We start from the raw sequence: 21,906 nt of genomic DNA on the forward strand, positions 1-21,906 counted from the left end.
CGTAGGGCTCCAGAGCTCAGTGTGGCGGTCGGCCCATCGTATCTGCCGAGGCTATGAGTCTTCGCCGCTGCCGCAGGTGGGCAGACCGGAGGTGTCCTCGTTCATCGCCACCGTCTCGATCGCCGTGATCGCGTCGTCGAGCGTGTCGACCGCGAACACCGTCAGCCCCGCAGGGATGCGGCCGCTGACCTCGCCGCAGTTCTCCACCGGCGCGAGGAAGTGCGTCGCGCCGGCCTCGACCGCCCCGTGCAGCTTCTGCACGATGCCGCCGATGGGGCCGACGTCACCGAGCGCCGAGATCGTGCCGGTTCCGGCCCAGCTCGTGCCGGCGGTCATGGCTCCAGGGGTCAGCTCGTCGACGATGCCGAGCGCGAACATCATGCCGGCGCTGGGGCCGCCGACGTTCGGCAGCTGGATGTCGACCTCGAAGGGGAAGGTGAACTCGTTCGAGGGGTAGATGCCGACGAGGCGCTGGTCGCCCTCGACGAGCGGCGTCACCTCGACCGTCATCGGCTCGCCGTCGCGCTCGATGTCGAAGGTCGACGGCCCGTCGACCGAGGCGATGGCCTCCCGGATCGAGAAGACGTCGTAGGCGGCCTGCCCGTTGACGCGCAGGATGCGGTCGTCCTCCTCCAGGATGCCGACGGCGGGCGCATCGGGGATCACCCCGGCGACGCGCACGTCGCTCACGACCTCGTGGCCCTCGTGCAGCAGCGCTGCCGCGACGGCTGCCTGCTGCGAGTTCTGCATCTCGATGCGGCCCGCCTCGTTCGAGTCCTCGACAGAGACGTCGTCGGGGAACGCCGAGTCCATCGGGATGATCGCGTCGGCCGGGTCGAGGTAGGCCTGCGCGACGTCGATCCAGCGCAGCGGGCGCTGCGGGTTGCCGTACCAGGCGATCGTGAGCAGGTGGAGCTCGCCCTCCGTGGGGAAGGTCTCCGCGCCCTCGATCGAGATCAGCGGTCCCGCATCGGTCGTGCCGAGCGTGTCGTAGGTCGGCCCCGGCACCTCGACGACGTAGGGCGAGGGCACGAACGCGAGCGCGAGCGAGGCGAGCGCCGTGGCCGTGAGCGCGCCCCAGCCGGCACGGCGGAGTCGCCGCGGCCGGACATCCGGGAAGCGCCGGTGTGGCGGGTGTTCGCGGACGGCGGAGGGCGGGATGGACGGATTCCCGGCTGGTGAAGACATGCTGCGGATAGCGTAGTCGCATGCCTGAGGACTCCGAAGATCGGCGCCCCGAGGACGAGCTGCGCGAGATGCTGCAGCAGTTCCTCTCCGGTGATGGCCCCATCGACCCATCCCGCCTCGCGGGAGCCGCCGGGATGCCCTCCGACCCGGCCCAGCTGCAGGCCCTGATGGCGCAGCTGCAGGCCGCGCTCGCGCGCAGCGAGGACGGCATCGACTGGTCGGCCGCAGCGCGGCAGGCGGGTGCTGTCGTGCAGCGCGACCCCGGTTCGGTGACGACGGCCGAGCGCGATGCCGTCCAGCAGGCGGCTGACCTCGCCGCCATGTGGCTCAGCGAGACGACCGAGATCGGCGCGGCGACACCCATCACCATGATGTCGCGGCAGCAGTGGGTCGACGCGACCCTGCCCGTCTGGCAGGAGATGAGCGAGCCGGTCGCCAGCAGCATCGCGGACGCGCTCACCCGGGCCATGCAGGAGCACGCTCCTGAGGAGGCGCAGGCCATGCTCGCCGGCGCCGAGAAGATCCTCCGGAACGTCGGCGGCACGATGTTCGCGATGCAGCTCGGCAACGTCGTCGGTCAGCTGGCGGGCGAGACGGTCGCCGGCGGCGACTTCGGCTTCCCGCTGCTCGAGAGCACCGCGGCGCTGCTGCCGGTGAACCTGCGCTCTGTGGCGGAGGGGCTCGAGATCCCCGACGACCAGGTGCGCATCTGGATGGCTGCGCGCGAACTCGCCCACGCCCGGCTCTTCCACCACGCGCGCTGGCTGCGCCTGCACGTGCTCTCCGCGGTGCGCGAGTACGCCGAGGGCATCAGCATCGACGTCGAGCGCCTCGAGGAGCTCGCGGAGTCCTTCGACCCGACGAACCCCGACGAGCTGCGCGAGGCGCTCTCGAGCGGTGCGCTCATCCCGCCGAAGACGCAGGAGCAGCTCGAGGCGTTGGCCCGGCTCGAGACGACGATCGCCCTCATCGACGGGTGGGTCGACGCCGTCACGGAGGCGGCGACCGCCCGCCTGCCGAAGCGCGATGCGATCGCCGAGTCGGTGCGCCGCAAGCGCGCCACCGGCGGTCCGGCGGAGAAGGCCTTCGGCACGCTCGTCGGTCTCGAGATCCGGCCTCGACGCCTGCGCGAGGCGGCGGCGTTCTGGCGCACGGTCACGGATGCGGTGGGCGCCGAGGTGCGCGACTCTCTGTGGGACCAGCCCGACCTGATGCCGGGCTCGGACGACATCGACGACCCGTCGCGCGTCATCGCGCGGCTGCAGGGTGCGGGAGAGCTGGACGAGATGGACCTCGCCCTGCAGGAGCTGCTCGACGACGCCGAGCGCGAGTCGGGCGAGGGCGGCACCGCCGCGGGCGACGCAGAGGACCAAGGCTCCTCCGACGACGACGACCCGAAGCCCGTCTAGCGCCGACCCGAGGAAGGCCGCAGGCTGTGGAGAGCCGGCGACGCGCTCGGCGGGGATGGCGCACCATGCGCCCATGCTCCGACTCGATCCGCACCTCGCCGTCTTCCGCTCCTCCCCCGACCGCATCGCGATCGGCGCGCAGGAGCGCATCGCCGACCTCGACGCCGACGCTCCGAACCTGCGCGCGATCGCCGCGCTGACGCGCGGCGTGCTGCCGCGCGAGCTGGCGCAGCTGATCGGCGAGGAGCAGGCGCAGGCGCTGCTCGCGACGATCGACGCGGCCGTGGTCGACGAGCAGCCGCGCCTCCCCGTCGTGGTGCGCGGGCGCATCCGACTCGCCGAGCAGCTGCACCGCAGCGTGCGCGACGCCGGCCACCGCGCCGGCGAGGACGTCGTGCTGCCGGTGGCGCCCTGGCGACTGCCGGTCGGCGAGGTCGAGCGGCTGCTCGTGTCCGGGGCCGCGCACCTGCCGGTCGTCGTCGGCGACGCGTGGCTGCAGATCGGCCCCTACGTGCCTGCGGGCGGCGGATGCGCGCGCTGCGCGATCACGGGGGACGACACGCTGCTGCCTGCCCACCTCACCCCGGAGGCGAGCCCGGTCGCCGCTGCGCAGGCGGTGGCGACGGTGCTGGGCGCGCTGCGCCGCGCGAGCGAGGGTGCGCTGCCCGCGGGCTGGGGCGCGCGCATCCGGCAGCGCGACGGCGCGGTCAGCGCCCTCCGGCGGCGCCGGCCGTGCTCGCACCTCGGCGACCCCCGCCTGCCCGAGGCGGAGCGATCTCGGCCAGGAACCGCGATGGCTGCCTGAGCTGGTGGCCGGAGCCCTTGGCCCAGGAGAACGACAGCGTGCGCTGCGCTCGCGTGATCGCGACGTAGAGCAGTCGGCGCTCCTCGTCGATCTCGGCGAGCGTCGTGGCGTGCGAGATGGGCAGCAGCCCCTCGGCGAGCCCGCACACGTGCACGTGCCGCCACTCGAGGCCCTTCGCCGCGTGGATGGTGGCGATCGTCACTGCCGAGACGGAGGGCTCGTGCTCGGTCTGCGCGCGGCGCTGCAGGTCACGGGCGAACGCCGGCAGGTCGGTGCCGCCCACCTCCTCGGCGAGCGTGACGAGCGCGTGCAGCGCATCCCACTGCGCGCGCTCCTCGCCGTGTGTCTCTGGCGGCTGGGCGCGGTAGCCGAGCCCCATCACGATGTCGGTGACGGCCTGGAACACGGGGCGATCGTCTGCGGGCGCGCTGCGCAGCATCATCACTGCCCGCTTGACCACCGGGATCTCGAAGAACCGCTGCGAGCCTCGCACCGTCGACGACAGGCCGACGCTCGCGAGCGCCTGCTCGATGAGTCCCGACTGCGCGTGGAAGCGGATGAGCACGGCGATCTCGCCCGCGTCCGCACCGGCATCCACCTGGGCCCGGCACGCGGCGGCGATCGCGGCCGCCTCTGCGGAGTCGTTGGCATGCACACCGAGGCTCGGCTCGCGGCCCGCCTCGCCGGAGGCTGCGGAGAGCGTGAGGGCGTCGCGACCGCGCATGAGCCGGTTCGCGCAGCCGACCACCGCGGCGGTCGACCGGTAGGAGCGCTCGAGGCGCACGACCTCGGCATCGGGGTGGTCGTGGACGAAGCGGCTCAGGCTCGCCGCGTCGGCGCCCGCGAAGGAGTAGATCGTCTGGCTCGGGTCACCGACGACGCAGATGTCGCGGCGGTCGCCCAGCCAGGCGGCGAGCACGCGCTGCTGCATCGGCGAGACGTCCTGATACTCGTCGACCGTGAAGTGGCGATAGCGCGAGCGCACCTCGTCGGCGACCACGGGCTCGCGCTCGATCATGCCCGCCGTGGCGAGCAGCACGTCCTCGAAGTCGATCTGGCGACGCTCGTCCTTCACCCGCTCGTAGGCCATGTGCAGGTCGATCATGGCCTCCGGCGCGATGCCGGTGGGCAGTGGGCGGATGCGCGCCTGCACCGCGTAGTCCTCGATGGTCATCGCCTGCGACTTGCGCCACTCGACCTCGCCCGCGGCGTCGCGCAGCTGCGCGGTGGGCAGCCGCAGCCGCAGCTGCGCGGCGGCATCGGCCAGCGTCGAGGCCTTCTGCGGCAGCAGGGCCGGCATGCGCGAACCCGTGATGCGCGGCCAGAAGTGCGAGAGCTGCGCGAGCGCTGCAGCGTGGAAGGTGCGGGCCTGGACCCCGCCGGCGCCGAGGCGCGCGAGCCGCGTGCGCATCTCCCCCGCCGCCCGGGCGGTGAAGGTGAGCGCGAGCGAGGCGTGCTCCGCCTGCTCGCCGGTGGCGACCGCGTAGGCGATCCGGTGCGTGATCGCTCGCGTCTTTCCCGTTCCCGCGCCAGCGAGGATCGCCACCGGGCCGCCGAGCGTCGTCGCGGCCAGTCGCTGCTGCTCGTCCAAACCCGCGAGGATGCGGTCGGCGTCGGTGACCTCGCCGGCCGGGAGCTCCGCTGCCGGCGCGGCATCGGACGGCACGGCCTCGCTCACCGGTCGAGCCACGCCTCGATGATCCACGAGGCGATCGAGGTGCGACCCGGCAGCTGCACGGCACCGGAGCGCAGCTCGTCGCGCGTGAACCACCGCACGTCGAGGATCTCGACGCCGTCCGGCACGAACGTCTCGGGGTCGGGCGCAGTGCACTCGAAGCCGATCATGAGGCTGCGCGGGAAGGGCCACGGCTGCGAGCCGAGGTAGCGCGGCGCGACGACGCGCAGCCCCGTCTCCTCGTGCACCTCGCGAACGACGGCTGCCTCGAGCGACTCCCCCGGGTCGACGAAGCCCGCGATGAGCGAGTAGCGGCCCTCGGGCCACGCGGCGTTGTGCCCGAGCAGGATCCGCTCGTCGGCGGCATCGTGGATCGCGACGATGACCGCCGGGTCGGTGCGCGGGAAGTGCGGCGACCCGCTCGCCGAGCGGCGCACCCAGCCCGACTCCTCGAACGCCGTCGGCAGGCCGTCGACCGGGCTGTGCGCGCTCTCGCGCTGCCAGACGCCGAGCGCCACCGCCTGCACGAGCACGCCCGCGTCCGCATCATCGAGGTCGGCGCCGACCTCGCGCAGCGAGCGCCACTCGGCGCCCTCGACCTCGAAGGGCTCGGCGACGAGCTGGCTGAGGATCACCGCCCCTGGCTCCCCCTCGCCCGCGGGAGCGAGGCGGCCCAGCCAGCTCGGCGGGACGGGCGGCTGCACCGGCGCGGCATCCGGCGGCAGCTCACCGGGAGCGAAGCGCACGAGGCGGCCGTCGCGCACGGGCGCGCGATCGCCGGCGATGACGATGATGCGCGTCGACGCCGTGGCGAGCGCGCGGTCGACGGCGTCGGGCAGGATGCGCGAGACGTGGTCTCGGTCGAGCCCCGACCGTGCGAGCGGGGGCACGATGCCGGGCGCCCATGCGCCGACCGCCTCCGACTGCGTCGATCGAGCTGCGGGGCCCTCGGGGCCGCCTGTAGTGCTGGGCACGTCACCTCCGTCGCGTGGCGCGGCCCCACTGCGGCGAGTGCGGCCTAGCCTGGCATCCATGAGCTCGAACCCCTTCACTCTAGCCGCGCTCGCCACCACCGCCGTGCCCGGCCTCGACGTCGTCGGCGCGACGGAGGATGGCTCCGACGAGCACCGCTCTGTCGTCGCGGCACGGCTCGCGGACGGCTCGACCGTGCAGGTCATCCTGCCGCGATCGGTCACGGCGCTGCGCAGCGAGCAGGCCCACGAGCGCGCGCTCGCGGCACTCACCCTCGCCACCCGCTCGCGCCTGCCGTTCGAGGTGCCGACCGTGCTCGGCACGACGGATGCGGGGAAGTCGTCGCTCTCGGTCCTCACGCGCCTCGGCGGCACCGTCATGCGGCTCACTGACGTCTCCCCAGCGAAGCCCGGGCTCGCCGAGAGCGTCGGCCGTGCGATCGCCGCGCTCCACGAGCTGCCCACCTCCGTCGCCTCCGATGCCGGGCTCCCCCACGAGAGCGCGCAGGCACTGCGTGCGCGCCTGCTCGACACCTTCGACCGCGCGGCGGCGACCGGCTCGGTGCCGACCCCGCTGCTCGAGCGCTGGGAGGCGGCGCTGGGCGACGATCAGCTCTGGCAGTTCAAGCCCGCGCTCGTGCACGGCGACCTGCAGGCTCCCGCGTTCCGCATCGAGGACGCCGAGGTGGTCGGCATCGACGGCTGGCACGCGCTCGCCGTGGGCGACCCGGCGCGCGACCTCGCGTTCCTGCTCGGCTCGAGCGAGTTCGGCAGCGTCGACGCCGCCTTCGACGCGCACGCGGCCGCACGCGGCATCGGCGATCGCCAGGTGCGCCAGCGCGCGATGCTGCACGCGGAGCTGGACATCGCGCGCTGGCTGCTGCACGGCGCTGACCGCGGTGACGCCGCCATCGTCGAGGATGCGAAGGGGATGCTCGCGGGGCTGGTCGCACGCGTCGACAGCGACCCGGGTGCCGCGATCGCGCCGCAGCGACTCGAGACGATGGATCTGACCGGCGTGCAGGCCTACCTCGGGGACACCGCGGAGGCTCCTCGGTCGCAGCGGAGCACCGACGTCGTCGAGCACCACGACGTGGCGCCCGAGCGCGACACGGCAGACGCCGCCGCCGAGCAGCTGCAGGACCGGGACAGCGACGGGGCCGCACCGCAGCGCTGACGGCTCAGCGCATCGCCGAGGCCTCGGCCACCGCCTGCTGCGCTCGCAACCACCGCGCCTCGAGCTCGGCGAGCGACTCGATGCGCGTCGGCCTGATGATGCGATCGTGCTCGACGAAGTAGAGCTCTGCGTCGACCAGCTCGGGATCGAGCCCCGCGTGCGCGGCGTAGGCGGCGCGATACAGCGCGAGCTGCAGCTGGCGCGCCTCGAGGTCTGCGTCCCCGCTCGGCAACCGGCCGGTCTTCCAGTCGACCACGGTGGCTCGGTCCCCGTCACGGTAGACGGCATCGATCTTGCAGACCACGGTCGTGCCGGCGAGCGGCAGGTGGATCTCGATCTCCGTCTCCGCGGGCTCCCTGTCGCCGTACGGGGAGGCGAGGAACGTGCGCTTCAGCCGCTCGAGGCGCTCCGCGTCGATGCCGACGAGCTCCTCGTCCAGCGCTTCGTCGTCGACCGCGTCGCCGAGCCCGATGCCGCCGTCGCGGCGCTCGACCCAGCCGTGGAACAGCGTGCCCAGCCGCGTCGCAGCGAAGGGCTGCTGCGGCATCGGCCGCGCGATCTGCTGCGCCACGGCCACCGGATCCGCCGCCCAGTCCTTGAACCCGGATGCGGCGATGCGGCTCGGCAGCGCGAGGCCCGTGCCGATGCGGTCGGCCAGCAGCAGGTCGATCGCGTCGTCCCAGGGCGAAGCCGCCTCCGAGTCGGCTCCGGCCACGAGTGCCGCGGCGAGCTCGACGCGGTCGCGGCGAGCGCCGAGCGGATCGACGGGCCAGGTGACGGTCGCGGTGCGCGCGCCGAGCGGGTTCTCGGTGCCCTTCTCCGGCGGAGCGAGCAGCTCGACCTCGCGAGCGCGCGCCGCCTGCTCGAGCAGGCGCTTGGGCTTCGCCGCGCCCTTGGCGCTGCCGTACCACTGCGCCGCAGACAGCCACAGCGCCTCCTTGGCGCGCGTGACCGCCACGTAGGAGAGGCGGTCGCCCTCGGCCTCCTGGTGTGCCAGCAGCTCGCCGATGTACTGCTCGCGCGCCCTCGCGTACGAGGTCTTGGTGCGGTGGCCCTGCCACTCGAGCGAGGCGAGCAGCCCGGCGTCGCCGCGCAGCGGGTAGGGCAGTCGAGCCCAGTCGAGCCAGCCCAGCGGTGTGCTCTCCGCCTTGCCCTCCGCGAGCCGCGGCAACGCGACGAGATCCCACTCCAGGCCCTTCGCGGCGTGCATGGTCATGACCACCACCACGCCCGGCGCCTGCTGCGGCTGCGGGGCCTCGGGCCCGCGGCCGTCGTCGAGCACCTCGAGGTAGCTGAGGAAGGCCTCGAGCGTGCCGCGCTCATCTGCCGCGGCGAAGGCCTGCACCTCGCGCGCGAAGGCGTCGAGCGCATCGTGCGTGCCAGTCTGCTTCGCCGCGAGCTCGATGTCGAGGCGCAGCGCCTGCTCGACCGTGCGCACGAGCTCCGGCAGCGGCATGCCCGCCCGCCCGCGCAGCGCGCGCAGCATTGAGCCGGCCTCCTGCAGCCGCGCCAGCCCTGCCTCCGTGGCGCCGTCCAGTCGACGCTCATCGACGACCGCGTCGAGCGCATCGACGATCGACGCGCTCGCCTCGGCCGCGACCGCGCCGCGATCCGCCCTGCGCTGCTCGTCGCTCAGCCCGCGCCGCACGATGGCCTGCGCATGCCGCTGGAGCGCCGCGAGATCGGCGACGCCGACGCGCCAGCGGCTGCCCGCCAGCAGGCGCACGAGGCTCGAACCCTCCTCCGGCCTGCCGAGCACGCGCAGCGCCGCGATCAGGTCGACCACCTCCGGCTCGTCGAGCAGCCCGCCACCCCCTGAGCGCGTCACCGCGATGCCCTCGGCCTGCAGCGCCTGCGCGATCTCGACGCCCGCGGCGTGGGAGCGCACCAGCACCGCAGCGCTCTTCGTGCCGCGCCCCTCGCCGGTGCCGTGCGCTCGGAACCACGCGGCGAGCCCGCGGGCCTCGTCCTCGACGGTCTCGACGTGGCGCACCTCGACCTCGCCCGGCCCGGCGCCCTCGCGCGGCTGCAGCGGGTCGACCGGCACGCCCGGCTGCAGCGGGAGGCCGCGCGCGATCGCGTGCGCGACGTCGAGCACGGCGACGTCGTTGCGCCAGCTGGTCGACAGGGAGAGCGTCTGCCGCACCTCGAGGCCGTCGGCGAAGAGCTTCAGGGTGCCGGCGCTCGCGCCGCGGAAGCCGTAGATCGCCTGGTTCGGGTCGCCCACCGCCATGACGGGCGTGCCGTGGAAGAGCCGCTGCAGCAGCTGGAGCTGGAGCACCGAGGTGTCCTGGAACTCGTCGAGCAGCACGTGGCGGTGCCGCGCCCGCAGCTCGTCGACCGCGGCCGGGTGCGCCTCGATCGCGTCGAGCGCGAGCCGCACCTGGTCGCTGAACTGCACGGTGCCGAGCCGGCGCTTCTCGCGGTCGAAGGCGTCCACGAGGTCGAGCAGCGGGTCGAGCGCGCCGACGCGCTCCACGTCGCTGAGCAGCGCCTTGCGGAGCTCGGCGGAGAGCTTCTCCCCCTCGTCGGCGTTGCGGAGCGCCCCGAGCGCGCCGAAGCCGTCGGCGTACTGCCTCCGACGCACGTCGTCGGTCGACACGTGGTGGTCGCCGAGCTCGCCGGCGAGCTGCATCACGCGTCGCGCGATCGTGTCGGCCGCCCCCAGCCTCGCGAGCCTGAGGTCGTCGGATGCGCGCGCCATGCGCATGGCGAGCAGGAACGCTGCAGCATCGGTGAGCACCTCGGACTCGGGATCGCGCCCGATCAGCAGCGCCCACTCGCGGAACAGCGCGCTGGCGAAGGAGTTGTAGGTCTGCACGAGCGGCAGCCGATGCTCGGCGCCCTCGGGCACGAGCCCGGCCCGGTGCAGGTGCTCGAGCTGCTTCCGGAGCCGGTCGCTCAGCTCGCGCGCCGCCTTGCGGGTGAAGGTCAGCCCGAGGATCTCGTCGGGCAGGGCCTTGCCGTTGGCGACGAGCCACAGCACGCGCTGCGCCATCGTGTGCGTCTTGCCGCTGCCGGCTCCGGCGACGACGAGCACCGGCTCGTCGGCCGCCTCGATCACCGCGATCTGCTCGGGCGTCGGCGGCAGGGGAACACCGCCGCGCGCCTCGGCGAGGGCCGTCTCGATCTCGATCGCGGTGGTCACTCGGTCACCTCCGGGATGACGTGGATGCGGCAGCTGCCGTAGGAGAAGCGGTTGGTGCAGTGCACGGCGGGCTGCGCGGAGAAGCTCGCGCCACCCATCGTGTCGACGGCCGTGCGCAGGTGCTCGCGGAACGCATCCGCGACCTCGTCGTAGGGGTCGGAGTCGACCCGCTTGTCCTTCCGCGAGAGCTTCGGCATGAGCAGCCGCGCCTGCGTTGGCGCGCCCTCGGCGATGCCCTCGATCGCGCCCAGCGCCACCGCGAGCTGATAGGCGCGCAGCTGCAGGTTGCCGAGCTCGGGGACGACCTTCGGCATCGACTTGCCGGTCTTGAGGTCGACGATGCGCACCCGGCCGTCGGGGTGGCGCTCGAGCCAGTCGATCGAGCCCGAGAGGGTCGCGCCGTCGAGGTCGACCGAGAAGCGCGCCTCGCGGTCACCCTGCTCGATCACCCACCCCTCGCCGCGCAGCACCTGGAAGTAGTCGGCCAGTGCCGCGGTCATCGGCGCCACCTCCTCCCGCTGCCGCGCAGCCTCCCAGCTCGACTCGTGCGCGAGCTCGGGGAAGCGAGCGTCGATGGCGGACTCGAGCGCGGCAGGATCGGTCGAATCGGCGCGCTCGACGGCGTCGTGCACGATCGTGCCGAACGCCGCCGCCCTGCTGCCCGTGCCGCCGGCGAGGCGGCCGATGATCCACGACACCTCGCAGTCCGAGAGGGTCTGCAGCGCTGACGGGCTGACGCGCACCGGTTCGTGCGCGTCGAGCCGCTCGACGCTCGTCAGTGGGGCGAGGCCCGCCCACTCCTCCGGCGCCGCCCCCGGCACGCCCCGCTCGGCGAGCCGGCGCAGCGCGGCCGCGGCGGCTGCTGCCGCCGTGGGCTCCTGCGCGGTCACGACGCGACGGCGCAGGTGGCCCACGAGCGACCGCAGCGAGTGCCAGCCATCGGTGAAGGGGGGCACCGGCTCGAGCCCGGCGACGAACGGGGAGCGCTGCTCGTCCTCGTTCTCGACGGCCGTCAGCACCACCGAGCGCCGCGCGGTCGCGACCGCCTTGACGAACATCCGCAGCTCGTCGTGCAGCACGGCGGTGCGAGCGTCGTCGGTCTCGTCGCCCGTCAAGCGGTTCGCGCCCAGCAGGGAGCCGCGCAGGCGCAGGTTCGGCCACACGCCGTCCTGCAGCCCGGCGACGATGACGGTGTCGAGCTCGCGCCCGACGAACTGCCCCGGGGTGCCGATCGCGACCCGCGCGCCCTCGGCCCTCGCGGCGAGCGAGTCGTCGTCGACGCTCGAGGCGAGCCAGGCGTCGACGAAGCCGCCCGTGTCGACGTCGGGGCGGCGCTCGATGAGCCGCGCCACCTGGTCGAACAGCGCCACGACGGCATCGAGCCTGCGGTTCGCCAGCGCGCGCTCCGCCCCCGCGCCGCCGAGCGCGGCCGATCGCCAGGACTCGGCGACACCGGCGGCATCCCACACTGCCCACAGCACCTGGTCGACGGATGCCGGGGTCTCGCCGCCCGCGAGCTGCCTCGCGCGCTCGATCATGCGCGCGAGGCGCCGCGCGGCGGCCACGGCGGCGCGCGCACCGGCGAGCCCCTCGAACCGCTGCGGCTGCTCGAGCGCCTCGCGCACCAGCTCGGCACCGGGCACGTGGACCTCGCCGCCTCCCGCGATGACGCTGTGCCGCAGCGCGCGCTTCAGTCGGCGCACCGCGAGCGCGTCCTGCCCCAGCAGATCGCTGCGCAGCAGCTGCTCGGCGAGGGCAGCGGTGAGCGGCACCCGATCGGCCGCCACGGCGAGCACCTGCACGAGCGCGTCGACCACGCCGACCTCGCGCAGCCGGGTAGGACCGCCAGCCGCGACGGGCACGTCGAGCGACGCCAGCAGCGACGCGAGCTCGGAGGCGGCGCGACCGGTGCGGGCGATGATCGCCATCTCGTCGTGGCGCACGCCGCGCGCGCGGCGCTCGTGGATCACCCGGGCGATCTGGCGCGCCTGCTCGTCGACGGAAGGGGCGATCCGCAGCTCGACGGCGTCGCCCGCGGGGCCCGCCGGCGCCGCCCCGCGCTGGTCGCCGGCACGCGCGGTGCCGATGCGCTCGGCGGAGGACTCGGCGAGCGCGCGGATCGCCGTGCCGTGCCGGTGGTCGCGCGTGAGGCGGAGGCGATGCCCGGGCTGCGCGGCGAAGCCCAGTCGTTGCGGCAGCGCCCCGAGCAGCGCCGGATCGGCCCCGCGGAACCCGCCGGTGGTCGTGTCGGGATCGCCGAACGCCACGACGCTCGCGCCCCGCGCGCGCAGCGCCTCGAGGACCACGACCGCGCCCTCCGTGAGCTCCTGCGCGTCGTCGACGAGCACGAGCGTCGGCAGCTGCACGGTCGTCACCGCGATCTCGGCGGCCGCGCGGCGCAGCAGCGAGGCCGCCGTCACCGCCTCTGCACCGCGCCGCTCGAGCCGCTGCAGCCGGTCGAACTCGGCTATGAAGGTGCCGGCTGCGACCCACTCCTGCACGCCGCGGCTCTCGCCCTCTCGCGCCAGCGCCTCCGCCCCCATGCCGCGCTCGGCGGCAGCGGCCATCAGCTCGCGCAGCTCTGCCCGGAAGCCGGCCTGCTCGCGCACCTCGAGCCCCAGGTGCTCGGGCCAGGCCGGGCCGCTCGACTCCCCCGCCTCGGCGTCGTCGGCGTGCCCGGCGAGCATCGCGGCGATGATGCGATCCTGCTCGGCGCCCGAGAGCAGCTGCGGCGCCGACCGGCCCTCGGCGAGCGCTGCGGCGGTGAGGACCGCGTGCGCGAAGGACGGCATCGAGCGGGCGAGCGGACCGGGGGTGACGATCGCCGTGCGGTGCGCCAGGCGGTCGCGCAGCGCTGTCGCCGCCTGGCGCGAGCCCGCCACGACGAGCAGCGCTGCCGGTGGCAGCCCAGCGCCGAGGCGCGCCGCCGCGAGCTCGACGAGCGTCGCCGTCTTGCCGGTGCCCGCCGCCCCGATGACGATGGCGGAGGCGGTCTCCGGCAGGGCGAGCACGGCGCGCTGCGAGGCGTCGAGGGTCACGGTCTGATCGGTCACAGCGCCACGGTATCGACGGCCGCCGACATCCGCGTTCGCCGGGCGCGCAACGGCGCGTCAGCCCGCATCCGTGTCGCTATCCTCAGGAGCATGGACATCCGCATCGGCATCAAGGACTCTGCGCGCGAGATCGCGTTCGACTCGGCACAGGCTGCCAAGGAGATCGAGGACACCGTGATCGCTGCCCTCGATTCCGGGCACCTCGTGCTCGACGACGCCAAGGGCCGTCGCTACATCGTGCCGAGCACGGGCATCGCCTACGTCGAGATCGGCAGCGAGTCGACGCGCAAGATCGGCTTCGTGGCCTGATGCTCCCCATCCTCGTGCTGGTGCCCATGGTGATGGGCGCGGCGATCGGGCTGCTGGCCCGCTACCTGCTGCCGGGGCGCCAGTGGGTGGGTCTCTTCCTCAACCCGCTCGCAGCCGCTGCGGCCGCGGGCGTGGTGTGGACGATCGGCGCCGCCATGGGCGCAGGTGCGGACAACGGCTGGCTGTGGCTCGCCAGCCTCGTCGCGGCGCTCGCCGTGAGCGTCGTGCTGCCGCGGGTGCTGCCTGCACGCCGGGAGCGGGCAGACGCCGAGTACCTCGCGCAGCTGCGCGCCACCAAGGCCTGAGTCCTCGCCGGACCGAGGTCCGCGCAGCGGCCCGCCGGCCGACGCTCAGGCGGCGGTCGCTCAGGCGGTCAGCCCCAGCTCGTCCATGCGGCGCGTGTGCGAGGCGACGATGTCGTTGAACGCCGGTTCCAGCCGCTTCTGGCTCGGCACCGCGCGACCGGTCTCGTCGAGCCCGTTGACCGCGAGGTACATCTGCAAGAGGGTGTCGCCGACCAGCCGGCGCCCCCACACGGCCATGCGGTCGGAGAGCCGCGGCGTCGCATCGATGGCCTCGCGCAGCAGGCGCACGAGGTGCGGATGCGCGCTCTCCCCGCGCAGCGCCCGCAGCATCGCGTCCTGATCCTGCTCCGGCAGACCCGGCACGATCGCGACGAAGAAGTCCTCGAGCAGGCCGGAGGCGACGTGGATCGCCAGCAGCTGCTCGTACCAGTCGGCGCCCTCGATCGCGCTGGAGAACTGGTGGATCGACTCGACGAAGGGGCGGATCGCCTCCTCGGGGTCGACGCCCTCTCCCTCGAGGATGCGCGCGAAGGCGCTCGCGCGGCTCGCGTGCATCCGCACGACCTCGGCGAGCTCGGTGCGCGCGGCGAGCGTCGGCGCCTGGTCGAGCACGCGGCCCGACTTCACGACCAGCTCGAGCTCGAGCCCGAGGGCCTGGCCGACGAAGGGCACGAGCGCAGGGCGCACGTCCGAGAGCAGCACGCGGTCGCCGACGACCGGCACCCGGTGCTGCCGGAGGAGCTGGCGCGTCACGTCGCGCGGCGTCCGATCGAACCACTTCACCACGGGAAGGAGTCTAGGGGCGGTTCGGAACCCGCCGACGCATGCCGCCGCTAGGATTGCCGGAGCATACGAACAGGTGGAACACTCCCTTGACTTTCCAAGATCTCAGCATCGACGCCGACATGGTCCAGGCACTCGCCGACCGCGGCATCCTCGAGCCCTTCCCCATCCAGCAGCAGACGATCCCGCTCGCGCTGTCCGGACAGGACATCATCGGCCAGGCGAAGACCGGCACCGGCAAGACCTTCGCCTTCGGCCTCCCCCTCTCGCAGCGGCTGGGCGAGACGCCCGCGCCGGGCGTGCAGGCGCTCATCGTCGTGCCGACGCGCGAGCTCGCCGTGCAGGTGACCGAGGACATGGAGATCATCACCTCCAACCGTCCGACCACGGTCGTCTCCATCTACGGCGGCAAGGCCTACGAGGGCCAGATCGACCAGCTGAAGGCTGGCGCCCAGATCGTGGTCGGCACGCCCGGCCGCCTCCTGGACCTCGTGCAGCAGCGCATCCTCGACCTCTCGAACGTCAAGGAGATGGTGCTCGACGAGGCAGACCGCATGCTCGACCTGGGCTTCCTGCCCGACGTCGAGAAGCTGTTCTCGAAGGTGCCGGCCGTGCGCCACACGATGCTGTTCTCGGCCACGATGCCCGACGCCATCGTCGGCCTCGCCCGCCGCTTCATGTCGCGCCCGCTCCACATCCGTGCCGCCGGCGTCGACGAGACGATCGCGCAGGCCAACATCGAGCACATCGTCTACCGGGCCCACGCACTCGACAAGGACGAGGTCGTCTCGCGCATCCTGCAGGCGGAGGGCCGCGGCAAGACCGTCGTCTTCACGCGCACGAAGCGCGCCGCCTCACGCCTCACCGAGGAGCTCATCGACCGCGGCTTCCAGGCCGCTGCCGTGCACGGCGACATGAGCCAGGAGGCTCGCGAGCGCGCCATGGCGCAGTTCAAGGCCGGCAAGAAGGATGTGCTCGTCGCCACGGACGTCGCCGCGCGCGGCATCGACGTCGACGACGTGTCGCACGTCATCAACCACACGATCCCAGAGGACGAGAAGGCCTACCTGCACCGCGTCGGCCGCACCGGCCGCGCCGGCCGCACGGGCATCGCCGTGACCTTCGTCGACTGGGACGACCTGCACAAGTGGGCGCTCATCGATCGCGCGCTGGAGTTCAACAAGCCCGAGCCGGTCGAGACCTACTCGTCGAGCCCGCACCTCTACTCCGACCTCAACATCCCGCAGGGGGTGAAGGGCCGGCTCACGACGACGCCGCCCCACAAGGAGGCCAAGCGCGAGGGCGTCGCACCTCGCTCCCGGGGTGGCGAGCGCGGCGGTCGCGGCAGCGAGCGCGCCGGTGAGCGCGCCGGTGAGCGCGGCAGCGAGCGCACTGATGAGCGCAGCACCGAGGGCGCCGAGGGCCAGCGGCGTCGGCGCCGCGGTGGCCGCGGGCGCTCCGGCGGCGACAGCGGGGCGGATGCTTCGCAGCAGCCCGAGGGCCGCGGCACGCACGACGGTGGTGGGGTCGAGCACCACGACGGCAACGCAGCTCCGCAGCGGCGGCGTCGGCGTCGTCGCACCGGTGGCGGCGGGGCCGCGCAGGCCCCCCAGAACTGACGCGCTCCGTCCCCGGCAGTGCTCGGTGAACGGCCGCTCCGCATGCGCGGGGCGGCCGTTCGCCTTGGCGGCCTCGCGGAGCGCGCGACGCGCTCCGCGCCCGAGCGGCGCCCCGCGTTCGCGTGGCGCCTCCCGTGCTCGAGCGGCGCCTCCCGCGCTCGAGCGGCGCCTTGCGTGCTCGAGTGGCGCCTTGCGTGCTTGAGTGGCGCCTCCCGCATGTGAGTGGCGCATTGCATCGCTGAGTGGCGCCTCGCGCATGTGAGTGGCGCCTTGCGTGCTTGAGTGGCGCCTCCCGCATGTGAGTGGCGCCTTGCGTGCTTGAGTGGCGCCTCCCGCATGTGAGTGGCGCCTCCTACCCTGGACGCCGGAGGGGGAGCGCGCGGCGCCCGGCGCGCCCGTCGGGCGGCCGCACACCGCGGACGCGCTGGTCTCGCCCGGCATGGCCGCCGACCGACGGGCCGCGAGGCCGGGCACCGCGACACCGTCGGTGGTGTGCTCCCCCAGCACGTTCGGCTTGCCGAGCCCGTGGTAGTCGCTCGAGCCGGTGACGAGGAGTCCCAGCCGCTCGGCGTCGCGGAGCAGCTGCGCCCGGTCAGCGTCGTCGTTGTCGCGGTGCCAGACCTCGACCCCGCCGAGGCCGGCGGCCGCGAGGTCGCCGAGCGCGGCCAGGTGCATGACGGGCCGCCCGCGCGCACCCGGGTGCGCGAGCACCGAGACGCCGCCGGCGTCGTGGATGATCCTGATCGCCTCCTCGGGCGCCGGCGCCCGGTGCGGCTGGTAGTAGCCGCCCTGCCAGTGCAGGATGCCGTCGAACGCGGCCGATCGGTCGGCGACGATGCCGAGCGAGACGAGCGCGTCTGCGATGTGCGGCCGCCCGATGGTCGCGCCGGGCGCCGAGTGCTCCTCGACGTGCTGCCAGGTGAGCGGGTAGTCGCGACCGATGGCGTGCACCATGCGCTCGGCCCGCGTCACCCGCTCGGTGCGGATGCGCTCGCGCTCACCCATGAACGCCGCCGACTCTGGGTCGAGCAGGTAGCCCAGCACGTGCACGCTGGCCGGCCCGATCTGCGAGGAGAACTCGACACCGGGCAGCAGCGCGATGCCGACCTCGCGCGCCGCGTCGCTCGCCTCAGCCCAGCCCGAGACGGTGTCGTGGTCGGTGAGCGCGACGACGCCCAGCCCGGCCGCGGCCGCCGCGCGCACGACGTCGGCCGGCGCATCCGTGCCGTCTGACTCGCGCGAGTGCGCATGCAGATCGGCGGCGCCCGCGGCCGACCAGTCGAACGCCGCCGCAGCAGCCCACGCCGCCGCCGAACCGGGCGCCGCTGCTGCCTCAGGCACCCGATCTCGTTCCATAGCGCCAGCCTACGCGCGGCGACCGACGGCCGCCGCGCGCCGGTGCGCAGAGCCCGCGCATGGCAGCATCGCCTACGCTCGCATCGTGCTCGCGATCCTCGGCTGGCTGCTCGCCATCGTCATCGCCGCGTGCCTGGCGCTCGCGGCGTGGCCGCAGGCGCTCGGCCTCGAGCAGGCGCCCGTGATCGCGCAGGTCGTCTCGATGCGCATCGGCGTCGTCGGCATCGCGCTCGTGCTCCTGCTGCTGTTCCTGTGCTTCGTCGGCTGGCGACGGGTGCGCCCCTTCGTGCTGGGCGTGGTCTCGCTGCTGATCGTCTTCGCGCTCGTCTCCACGGGCATCCACGTCTCGCGCGGGCTGGACGCGTCGCAGTCGGTCGACGGCTCGGGCGACGACCTCGTCGTGCTCACGTGGAACACCCTCGGCGACGAGCCGGGCGTCGACGAGATCGCCCGCATCATCGACGAGACGGGGGCGGATGCGGTGATGCTGCCCGAGACGACCCTCACGACGGGCGTCGCGGTCGCCGAGCTGCTGCGAGCGGCGGACAAGCGCTTCTGGGTGCTCACCAACGGCTACTCCCCCGCCTACGGCGCGCTCAACACCACGCTGCTCGTCTCCGCCGAGCTCGGCCGCTACACCGCCGACCAGGAGGTGGGCGGCACCCGCACCCTGCCGACGGTGGTCGCCCGCCCGCAGGACGGTGACGGACCGGTGTTCGTCTCGACGCATCCCGTCGCGCCGGTGCCGCAGCAGATGCGCAACTGGCGCGCCGACCTCGAGTTCGTCGCTGGGCTCTGCGACGGCTCCGACTCCGTGATCATGGGCGGCGACTTCAACTCGACCGTCGATCACTGGTGGGCGCACCGCGCAGCGCTCGCGGACGGCACCATGGGCGACCTCGGCGTGTGCCGGGACGCGGCATCGGCGGTCGGCGCGGGCGCGGTCGGCACGTGGCCGACCTGGGCGCCGCCGTGGCTGGGGGCCAACATCGACCACGTCGTCGCGACCTCCGACTGGACGCCCGTCTCCGCCCGCGTGCTGACGGGCCTCGACGACTCGGGCACCGATCACCGCCCGGTCGTCGTGCAGCTGCGCCGCACCGGCTGAGCCCGCCACGAGCATCAGCGCCCGGGCGTCAGGGGCGAGGGGCGGCGAGGTCGTCGCGGTCGGAGGGCGCGGGCACCAGCTCGTCGATCGCGGCCAGCACGGCGCGCGCGGCCTCCCGCGTCGCGAGCGGGCGGAAGTGACCGTTCGCGCGCAGCCGCACACCGGTGACGCCCTCGGGGATCTGGTTCTCGGGGATGTGCGGGTCGATGCCCGGCAGGATCACGCGGATGCGCAGGTCGGCGCCGCGCTCCGCCGCGAGCGCGAGCAGCCGCTCGTCGGTCGGGTCGAACTCGCGGATGGCCGGCACCCGCAGCAGCAGCCTCGCCCGGCTCGAGCCCGCGAAGGGCGTCGCGAGCGCGATCAGCCCGGCAGGCTGCGGCGTGGTCGGCTCCACCGCGCGGTCGATGAGCAGCCGCTTGCCGGAGAGCCCGCCCTTGGAGTGCCCGACGAGCACGACCTGCGCGTGCGGATGCGCGGCGGCGACCCGGTCGAGCGCGGCACCCACGATCACCGCCGCCTCGCGCACGGGCACCGTGTGCCGGTCGAGCTCCGGCAGGAAGTGCACGGCGTGACCGGCCGCCACCAGGTGCCGAGCGAGCGGCTCCATGAACGGCCAGCGCTCGATGACGCCGGGGATGAGCACGACGTGGACCCGAGCGCCCGGCATGCCCCGCAGGCGCGGCGGGCGCGGGTCGAGCGTCGACCGCACGTGCATGCGCGCGGCGAAGGCGTAGTCGCGCGCCCAGACGGCGACCTCCCGCGGCGTGATGCTCATCCGACGAACTCCTCGAGGATGGCGGCCAGGCGGTCGGCGCCCGTGACGATCGATTCGTGCCCACAGTCCTCGATGGTGCGCAGCGCCCCGTCGGGCAGCGCATCCACCACCTCGTGCGCCCAGTCCGGTGGGCAGACGCGATCCTGATCGCCGCGGATCACGAGCGCCGGCTGCACGATGTGCGGCAGCGGGGTCCGGAGGTCGTGCTCGAGCATCGTGCGCAGCTTGCGGAGGTACCAGCGCGGGCCTGCCCGCAGGTAGAGCCGCGCTCCCACGGCGATGACGATCGGGGGGTCGTTCCTGAGGTCCTGCACCATGCGCAGCCCCTGCTGCCACGCAGAGCGCTCGGCCGGGTTCACGGTCGGGGACACGAACGCGACGCGCTCGACGAGCGCGGGATGCCGCGCAGCGACCTCGGCGACGATCTGCGCGCCCATCGAGTGGCCGACGAGGATCGCCGGCGTCTGCACGAGGGATGCGAGCGCCGCGGCCACGAGGTCGGCGAGCTCCACCATCGGCAGCGAGGTGGCCGGTTCGGGTGACTGCCCGAAGCCGGGCAGGTCGAGCGCGACGACGTCGAACGATCGCGACAGCTGCGCCCGCAGCATGCCGAAGGACTGCTGCCCCATACCGAGCCCGTGCACGAGCACCACCGTCGGCGCTCCCGCCCTGGCCCAGCGGTGGAGCAGCACGACGTGATCGCCCTCGACGTGTGCCGCGACGCTCGCCCCCGACGCTGCATCGGTCGCGGCGCGCCACTCGGCGAAGGTCGGCCGCGGCGCTGTTCTCATCCCTCCAGGGTAGGACGGCGTGCCTGCGAACCCGCTCCCCCGGCCCTCATCCGCAGGGCTCACGGCGCCGGGTGCGCGTCCGCATCGGGCAGCTCCCGCATGGCCCAGAACGGCCCGATCACAACGCAGAGCGCCGACAGCAGCTGCCCGACCGCGGCGATCCACATCGTCGGCACGACGCCGAGCCAGGTGCCGAGCACGCCCGCGAGCAGCGCCGCGATCGGCATGACGCCCCAGACGCAGAACCGCACGGATGCGTTCATGCGGCCGAGGAGGCGCGGCGGCGTGATGCGCTGCCGGAAGGTGACCTGGGTGATGTTGTAGAGGAGCACGGTGAAGCTGCCGATGAAGCCCTGCACGACGAGCAGCGGGAAGGCGACGGCCGGAAAGGTCGCGGCGAGCGGCAGCATGCAGGCCACCGCGCTGAACGCGATGGCGCTCGCCGGGATCGCGCGCGCCTCACCGATCCAGCGCACGATGTGGGGCGTCGCGACCGCGCCGGCCAGGCCTCCGATCGAGCCGAGCGCGAAGATCACGCCCATCGCCGCCGGCGTGAGGCCGAGCTCGCGCAGCAGGAAGATCGGGAGCATCGTGAACGAGATGGTGCTGAAGAAGTTCGAGATGCCGGTCGTGCCGACGATGCGCAGCAGCAGCGGATTGCCGAACACCCAGCGCAGTCCCTCCGCGATCTCGGTGAGGATCGGGCCGCGGTCCTCGGCGGCGCGCGGCTCCTCGTGGTCGCGCGTCAGCAGCAGCGCGACGAACGAGGCGATGTAGGTCACGACGGTCGTCAGGATCGCGAAGGGTGCGCTGACGATGCCGATCAGCCAGCCGCCCAGCGCCGGCCCGCCGATGTTCGCGAGCTCGCGGGTGGCCTCGAGCTTGCCGTTCGCCTCGGCGATCTGCCCCGGCCGCACGAGCGAGGGGATGATGCTCTGGTACGAGACGTCGAAGAAGACGGTGGCGACCCCGACCACGAGCGCGACGACGTAGAGGTGCCACATCTGCAGCGAGCCCGCCCACCAGAGCAGCGGGAGCGCCAGCAGCGCGGCCGCCCGCACCGCATCCGCCCAGATCATCACGCGGCGCTTGCGCATCCGGTCGATCCAGGCCCCGGCCGGCAGGCCGACGACGAGGAAGGCGGCGACGCCGGCGGCGTTCAGCAGGCCGACCTCGAGCTCGCTCGCCTGGAGGAGGAGCACGGCGAGCACGGGGATCGCGAGCTCGGTCACCTGCGAGCCGACCTGGGCGAGCGCCTGCCCAGACCACATCGTCAGGAAGTTGCCGTCGCGCCACAGCGAGCCGCTGGTCGCGCCCGGCACCGCCGTCGGCTGGTGCGGCTCGATCGGCTCGCTGGCGGCTGCGCTCGGCACCTCTGATTGGGACATGCCAATCAGTATGCGCCATCGATCGAAGAACCTCAATCACTATGCT

At 73.8% G+C, this 21,906-nt stretch carries 17 protein-coding genes and 1 pseudogene; 8 read left to right on the forward strand and 10 right to left on the reverse strand.

The window, feature by feature from the left end:
- Positions 1-51: 51 nt before the first annotated feature.
- Positions 52-1,188, reverse strand: coding sequence for a YlbL family protein (locus BQ6202_RS08000; protein ID WP_072313873.1), 1,137 nt, complete (start codon positions 1,186-1,188; stop codon positions 52-54).
- A 20-nt stretch (positions 1,189-1,208) separates the two neighbouring features.
- Here BQ6202_RS08000 and BQ6202_RS08005 point away from each other — a divergent pair, with 20 nt between their 5' ends.
- Both BQ6202_RS08005 and BQ6202_RS08010 read left to right on the forward strand, forming a co-directional pair.
- The gene (locus BQ6202_RS08005; RefSeq protein WP_072313874.1) at positions 1,209-2,597 is read left to right on the forward strand and encodes a zinc-dependent metalloprotease; all 1,389 of its coding nucleotides are present in this window, start codon (positions 1,209-1,211) and stop codon (positions 2,595-2,597) included.
- A gap of 73 nt (positions 2,598-2,670) precedes the next feature.
- A complete protein-coding gene (locus BQ6202_RS08010) occupies positions 2,671-3,402 on the forward strand; it encodes a hypothetical protein (protein ID WP_072313875.1) in 732 nt (243 codons plus the stop codon).
- On the opposite strand, the gene BQ6202_RS08015 is transcribed toward BQ6202_RS08010, so the two are convergent.
- Together BQ6202_RS08015 and nudC are read right to left on the reverse strand one after the other, a co-directional pair.
- Positions 3,305-5,092: an ATP-dependent helicase gene (locus BQ6202_RS08015; RefSeq protein ID WP_234946156.1), complete on the reverse strand. Its 1,788-nt coding sequence runs from the start codon at positions 5,090-5,092 to the stop codon at positions 3,305-3,307. The genes BQ6202_RS08010 and BQ6202_RS08015 overlap by 98 nt on opposite strands.
- On the reverse strand, positions 5,077-6,051 hold the full coding sequence (gene nudC, locus BQ6202_RS08020; RefSeq protein ID WP_234946157.1) for an NAD(+) diphosphatase: 975 nt from the start codon (positions 6,049-6,051) through the stop codon (positions 5,077-5,079). Before nudC ends, BQ6202_RS08015 begins: the two co-directional genes overlap by 16 nt.
- A gap of 58 nt (positions 6,052-6,109) precedes the next feature.
- Here nudC and BQ6202_RS08025 point away from each other — a divergent pair, with 58 nt between their 5' ends.
- Complete coding sequence (locus tag BQ6202_RS08025) at positions 6,110-7,225, forward strand: phosphotransferase (protein ID WP_072313876.1); 1,116 nt, start codon at positions 6,110-6,112, stop codon at positions 7,223-7,225.
- Between the two features lie 4 nt (positions 7,226-7,229).
- Here BQ6202_RS08025 and BQ6202_RS08030 read toward each other — a convergent pair whose 3' ends face one another.
- Positions 7,230-10,373 (reverse strand): ATP-dependent DNA helicase, encoded by a 3,144-nt coding sequence (locus tag BQ6202_RS08030; RefSeq protein WP_083587088.1) that lies wholly within the window; start codon positions 10,371-10,373, stop codon positions 7,230-7,232.
- Positions 10,370-13,426, reverse strand: a complete 3,057-nt coding sequence (locus BQ6202_RS08035) for a UrvD/REP family ATP-dependent DNA helicase (protein WP_072313877.1) — start codon at positions 13,424-13,426, stop codon at positions 10,370-10,372. The genes BQ6202_RS08030 and BQ6202_RS08035 overlap by 4 nt, the downstream gene beginning before the upstream one ends.
- A gap of 90 nt (positions 13,427-13,516) precedes the next feature.
- Here BQ6202_RS08035 and BQ6202_RS08040 point away from each other — a divergent pair, with 90 nt between their 5' ends.
- A complete protein-coding gene (locus BQ6202_RS08040; protein WP_072313878.1) occupies positions 13,517-13,735 on the forward strand; it encodes a DUF3107 domain-containing protein in 219 nt (72 codons plus the stop codon).
- Positions 13,735-14,040, forward strand: a complete 306-nt coding sequence (locus tag BQ6202_RS08045; RefSeq protein ID WP_072313879.1) for a hypothetical protein — start codon at positions 13,735-13,737, stop codon at positions 14,038-14,040. The genes BQ6202_RS08040 and BQ6202_RS08045 overlap by 1 nt, the downstream gene beginning before the upstream one ends.
- Positions 14,041-14,100: 60 nt before the next feature.
- Here BQ6202_RS08045 and BQ6202_RS08050 read toward each other — a convergent pair whose 3' ends face one another.
- Positions 14,101-14,826 (reverse strand): ferritin-like fold-containing protein, encoded by a 726-nt coding sequence (locus BQ6202_RS08050; RefSeq protein WP_072313880.1) that lies wholly within the window; start codon positions 14,824-14,826, stop codon positions 14,101-14,103.
- A 119-nt stretch (positions 14,827-14,945) separates the two neighbouring features.
- Here BQ6202_RS08050 and BQ6202_RS08055 point away from each other — a divergent pair, with 119 nt between their 5' ends.
- Both BQ6202_RS08055 and BQ6202_RS15120 read left to right on the forward strand, forming a co-directional pair.
- Complete coding sequence (locus BQ6202_RS08055; protein ID WP_234946158.1) at positions 14,946-16,442, forward strand: DEAD/DEAH box helicase; 1,497 nt, start codon at positions 14,946-14,948, stop codon at positions 16,440-16,442.
- A gap of 525 nt (positions 16,443-16,967) precedes the next feature.
- Positions 16,968-17,675 (forward strand): hypothetical protein, encoded by a 708-nt coding sequence (locus tag BQ6202_RS15120; RefSeq protein WP_234946159.1) that lies wholly within the window; start codon positions 16,968-16,970, stop codon positions 17,673-17,675.
- Here BQ6202_RS15120 and BQ6202_RS15125 read toward each other — a convergent pair.
- Positions 17,568-17,798: pseudogene (locus BQ6202_RS15125) on the reverse strand (PHP domain-containing protein); the annotation flags it as partial. The gene BQ6202_RS15120 and the pseudogene BQ6202_RS15125 sit on opposite strands and share 108 nt — an antisense overlap.
- A gap of 85 nt (positions 17,799-17,883) precedes the next feature.
- Here BQ6202_RS15125 and BQ6202_RS08065 point away from each other — a divergent pair.
- Positions 17,884-18,906 (forward strand): endonuclease/exonuclease/phosphatase family protein, encoded by a 1,023-nt coding sequence (locus BQ6202_RS08065; protein ID WP_072314019.1) that lies wholly within the window; start codon positions 17,884-17,886, stop codon positions 18,904-18,906.
- Positions 18,907-18,934: 28 nt separating this feature from the next.
- Here the strand turns inward: BQ6202_RS08065 and BQ6202_RS08070 are convergent, their stop codons facing one another.
- The 3 genes from BQ6202_RS08070 to BQ6202_RS08080 are packed head-to-tail and all read right to left on the reverse strand — an operon-like array spanning position 18,935 to position 21,860.
- The gene (locus BQ6202_RS08070) at positions 18,935-19,681 is read right to left on the reverse strand and encodes an esterase/lipase family protein (RefSeq protein WP_072313882.1); all 747 of its coding nucleotides are present in this window, start codon (positions 19,679-19,681) and stop codon (positions 18,935-18,937) included.
- Positions 19,678-20,472, reverse strand: a complete 795-nt coding sequence (locus tag BQ6202_RS08075; RefSeq protein ID WP_083587091.1) for an alpha/beta fold hydrolase — start codon at positions 20,470-20,472, stop codon at positions 19,678-19,680. Before BQ6202_RS08075 ends, BQ6202_RS08070 begins: the two co-directional genes overlap by 4 nt.
- A gap of 59 nt (positions 20,473-20,531) precedes the next feature.
- Positions 20,532-21,860: an MFS transporter gene (locus BQ6202_RS08080; RefSeq protein ID WP_072313883.1), complete on the reverse strand. Its 1,329-nt coding sequence runs from the start codon at positions 21,858-21,860 to the stop codon at positions 20,532-20,534.
- Positions 21,861-21,906: the final 46 nt, after the last annotated feature.

Source organism: Agrococcus sp. Marseille-P2731, assembly GCF_900117395.1.
Lineage (GTDB): Bacteria > Actinomycetota > Actinomycetes > Actinomycetales > Microbacteriaceae > Agrococcus.

Excerpts from the sequence above, each read along its gene's own strand:
- BQ6202_RS08000 (WP_072313873.1), bottom strand. The coding sequence starts at position 1,188 with ATGTCTTCACCAGCCGGGAATCCGTCCATCCCGCCCTCCGCCGTCCGC.
- BQ6202_RS08005 (WP_072313874.1), top strand. The coding sequence starts at position 1,209 with ATGCCTGAGGACTCCGAAGATCGGCGCCCCGAGGACGAGCTGCGCGAG.
- BQ6202_RS08010 (WP_072313875.1), top strand. The coding sequence starts at position 2,671 with ATGCTCCGACTCGATCCGCACCTCGCCGTCTTCCGCTCCTCCCCCGAC.
- BQ6202_RS08025 (WP_072313876.1), top strand. The coding sequence starts at position 6,110 with ATGAGCTCGAACCCCTTCACTCTAGCCGCGCTCGCCACCACCGCCGTG.
- BQ6202_RS08040 (WP_072313878.1), top strand. The coding sequence starts at position 13,517 with ATGGACATCCGCATCGGCATCAAGGACTCTGCGCGCGAGATCGCGTTC.
- BQ6202_RS08045 (WP_072313879.1), top strand. The coding sequence starts at position 13,735 with ATGCTCCCCATCCTCGTGCTGGTGCCCATGGTGATGGGCGCGGCGATC.
- BQ6202_RS08055 (WP_234946158.1), top strand. The coding sequence starts at position 14,946 with ATGGTCCAGGCACTCGCCGACCGCGGCATCCTCGAGCCCTTCCCCATC.
- BQ6202_RS08070 (WP_072313882.1), bottom strand. The coding sequence starts at position 19,681 with ATGAGCATCACGCCGCGGGAGGTCGCCGTCTGGGCGCGCGACTACGCC.
- BQ6202_RS08075 (WP_083587091.1), bottom strand. The coding sequence starts at position 20,472 with ATGAGAACAGCGCCGCGGCCGACCTTCGCCGAGTGGCGCGCCGCGACC.
- BQ6202_RS08080 (WP_072313883.1), bottom strand. The coding sequence starts at position 21,860 with ATGTCCCAATCAGAGGTGCCGAGCGCAGCCGCCAGCGAGCCGATCGAG.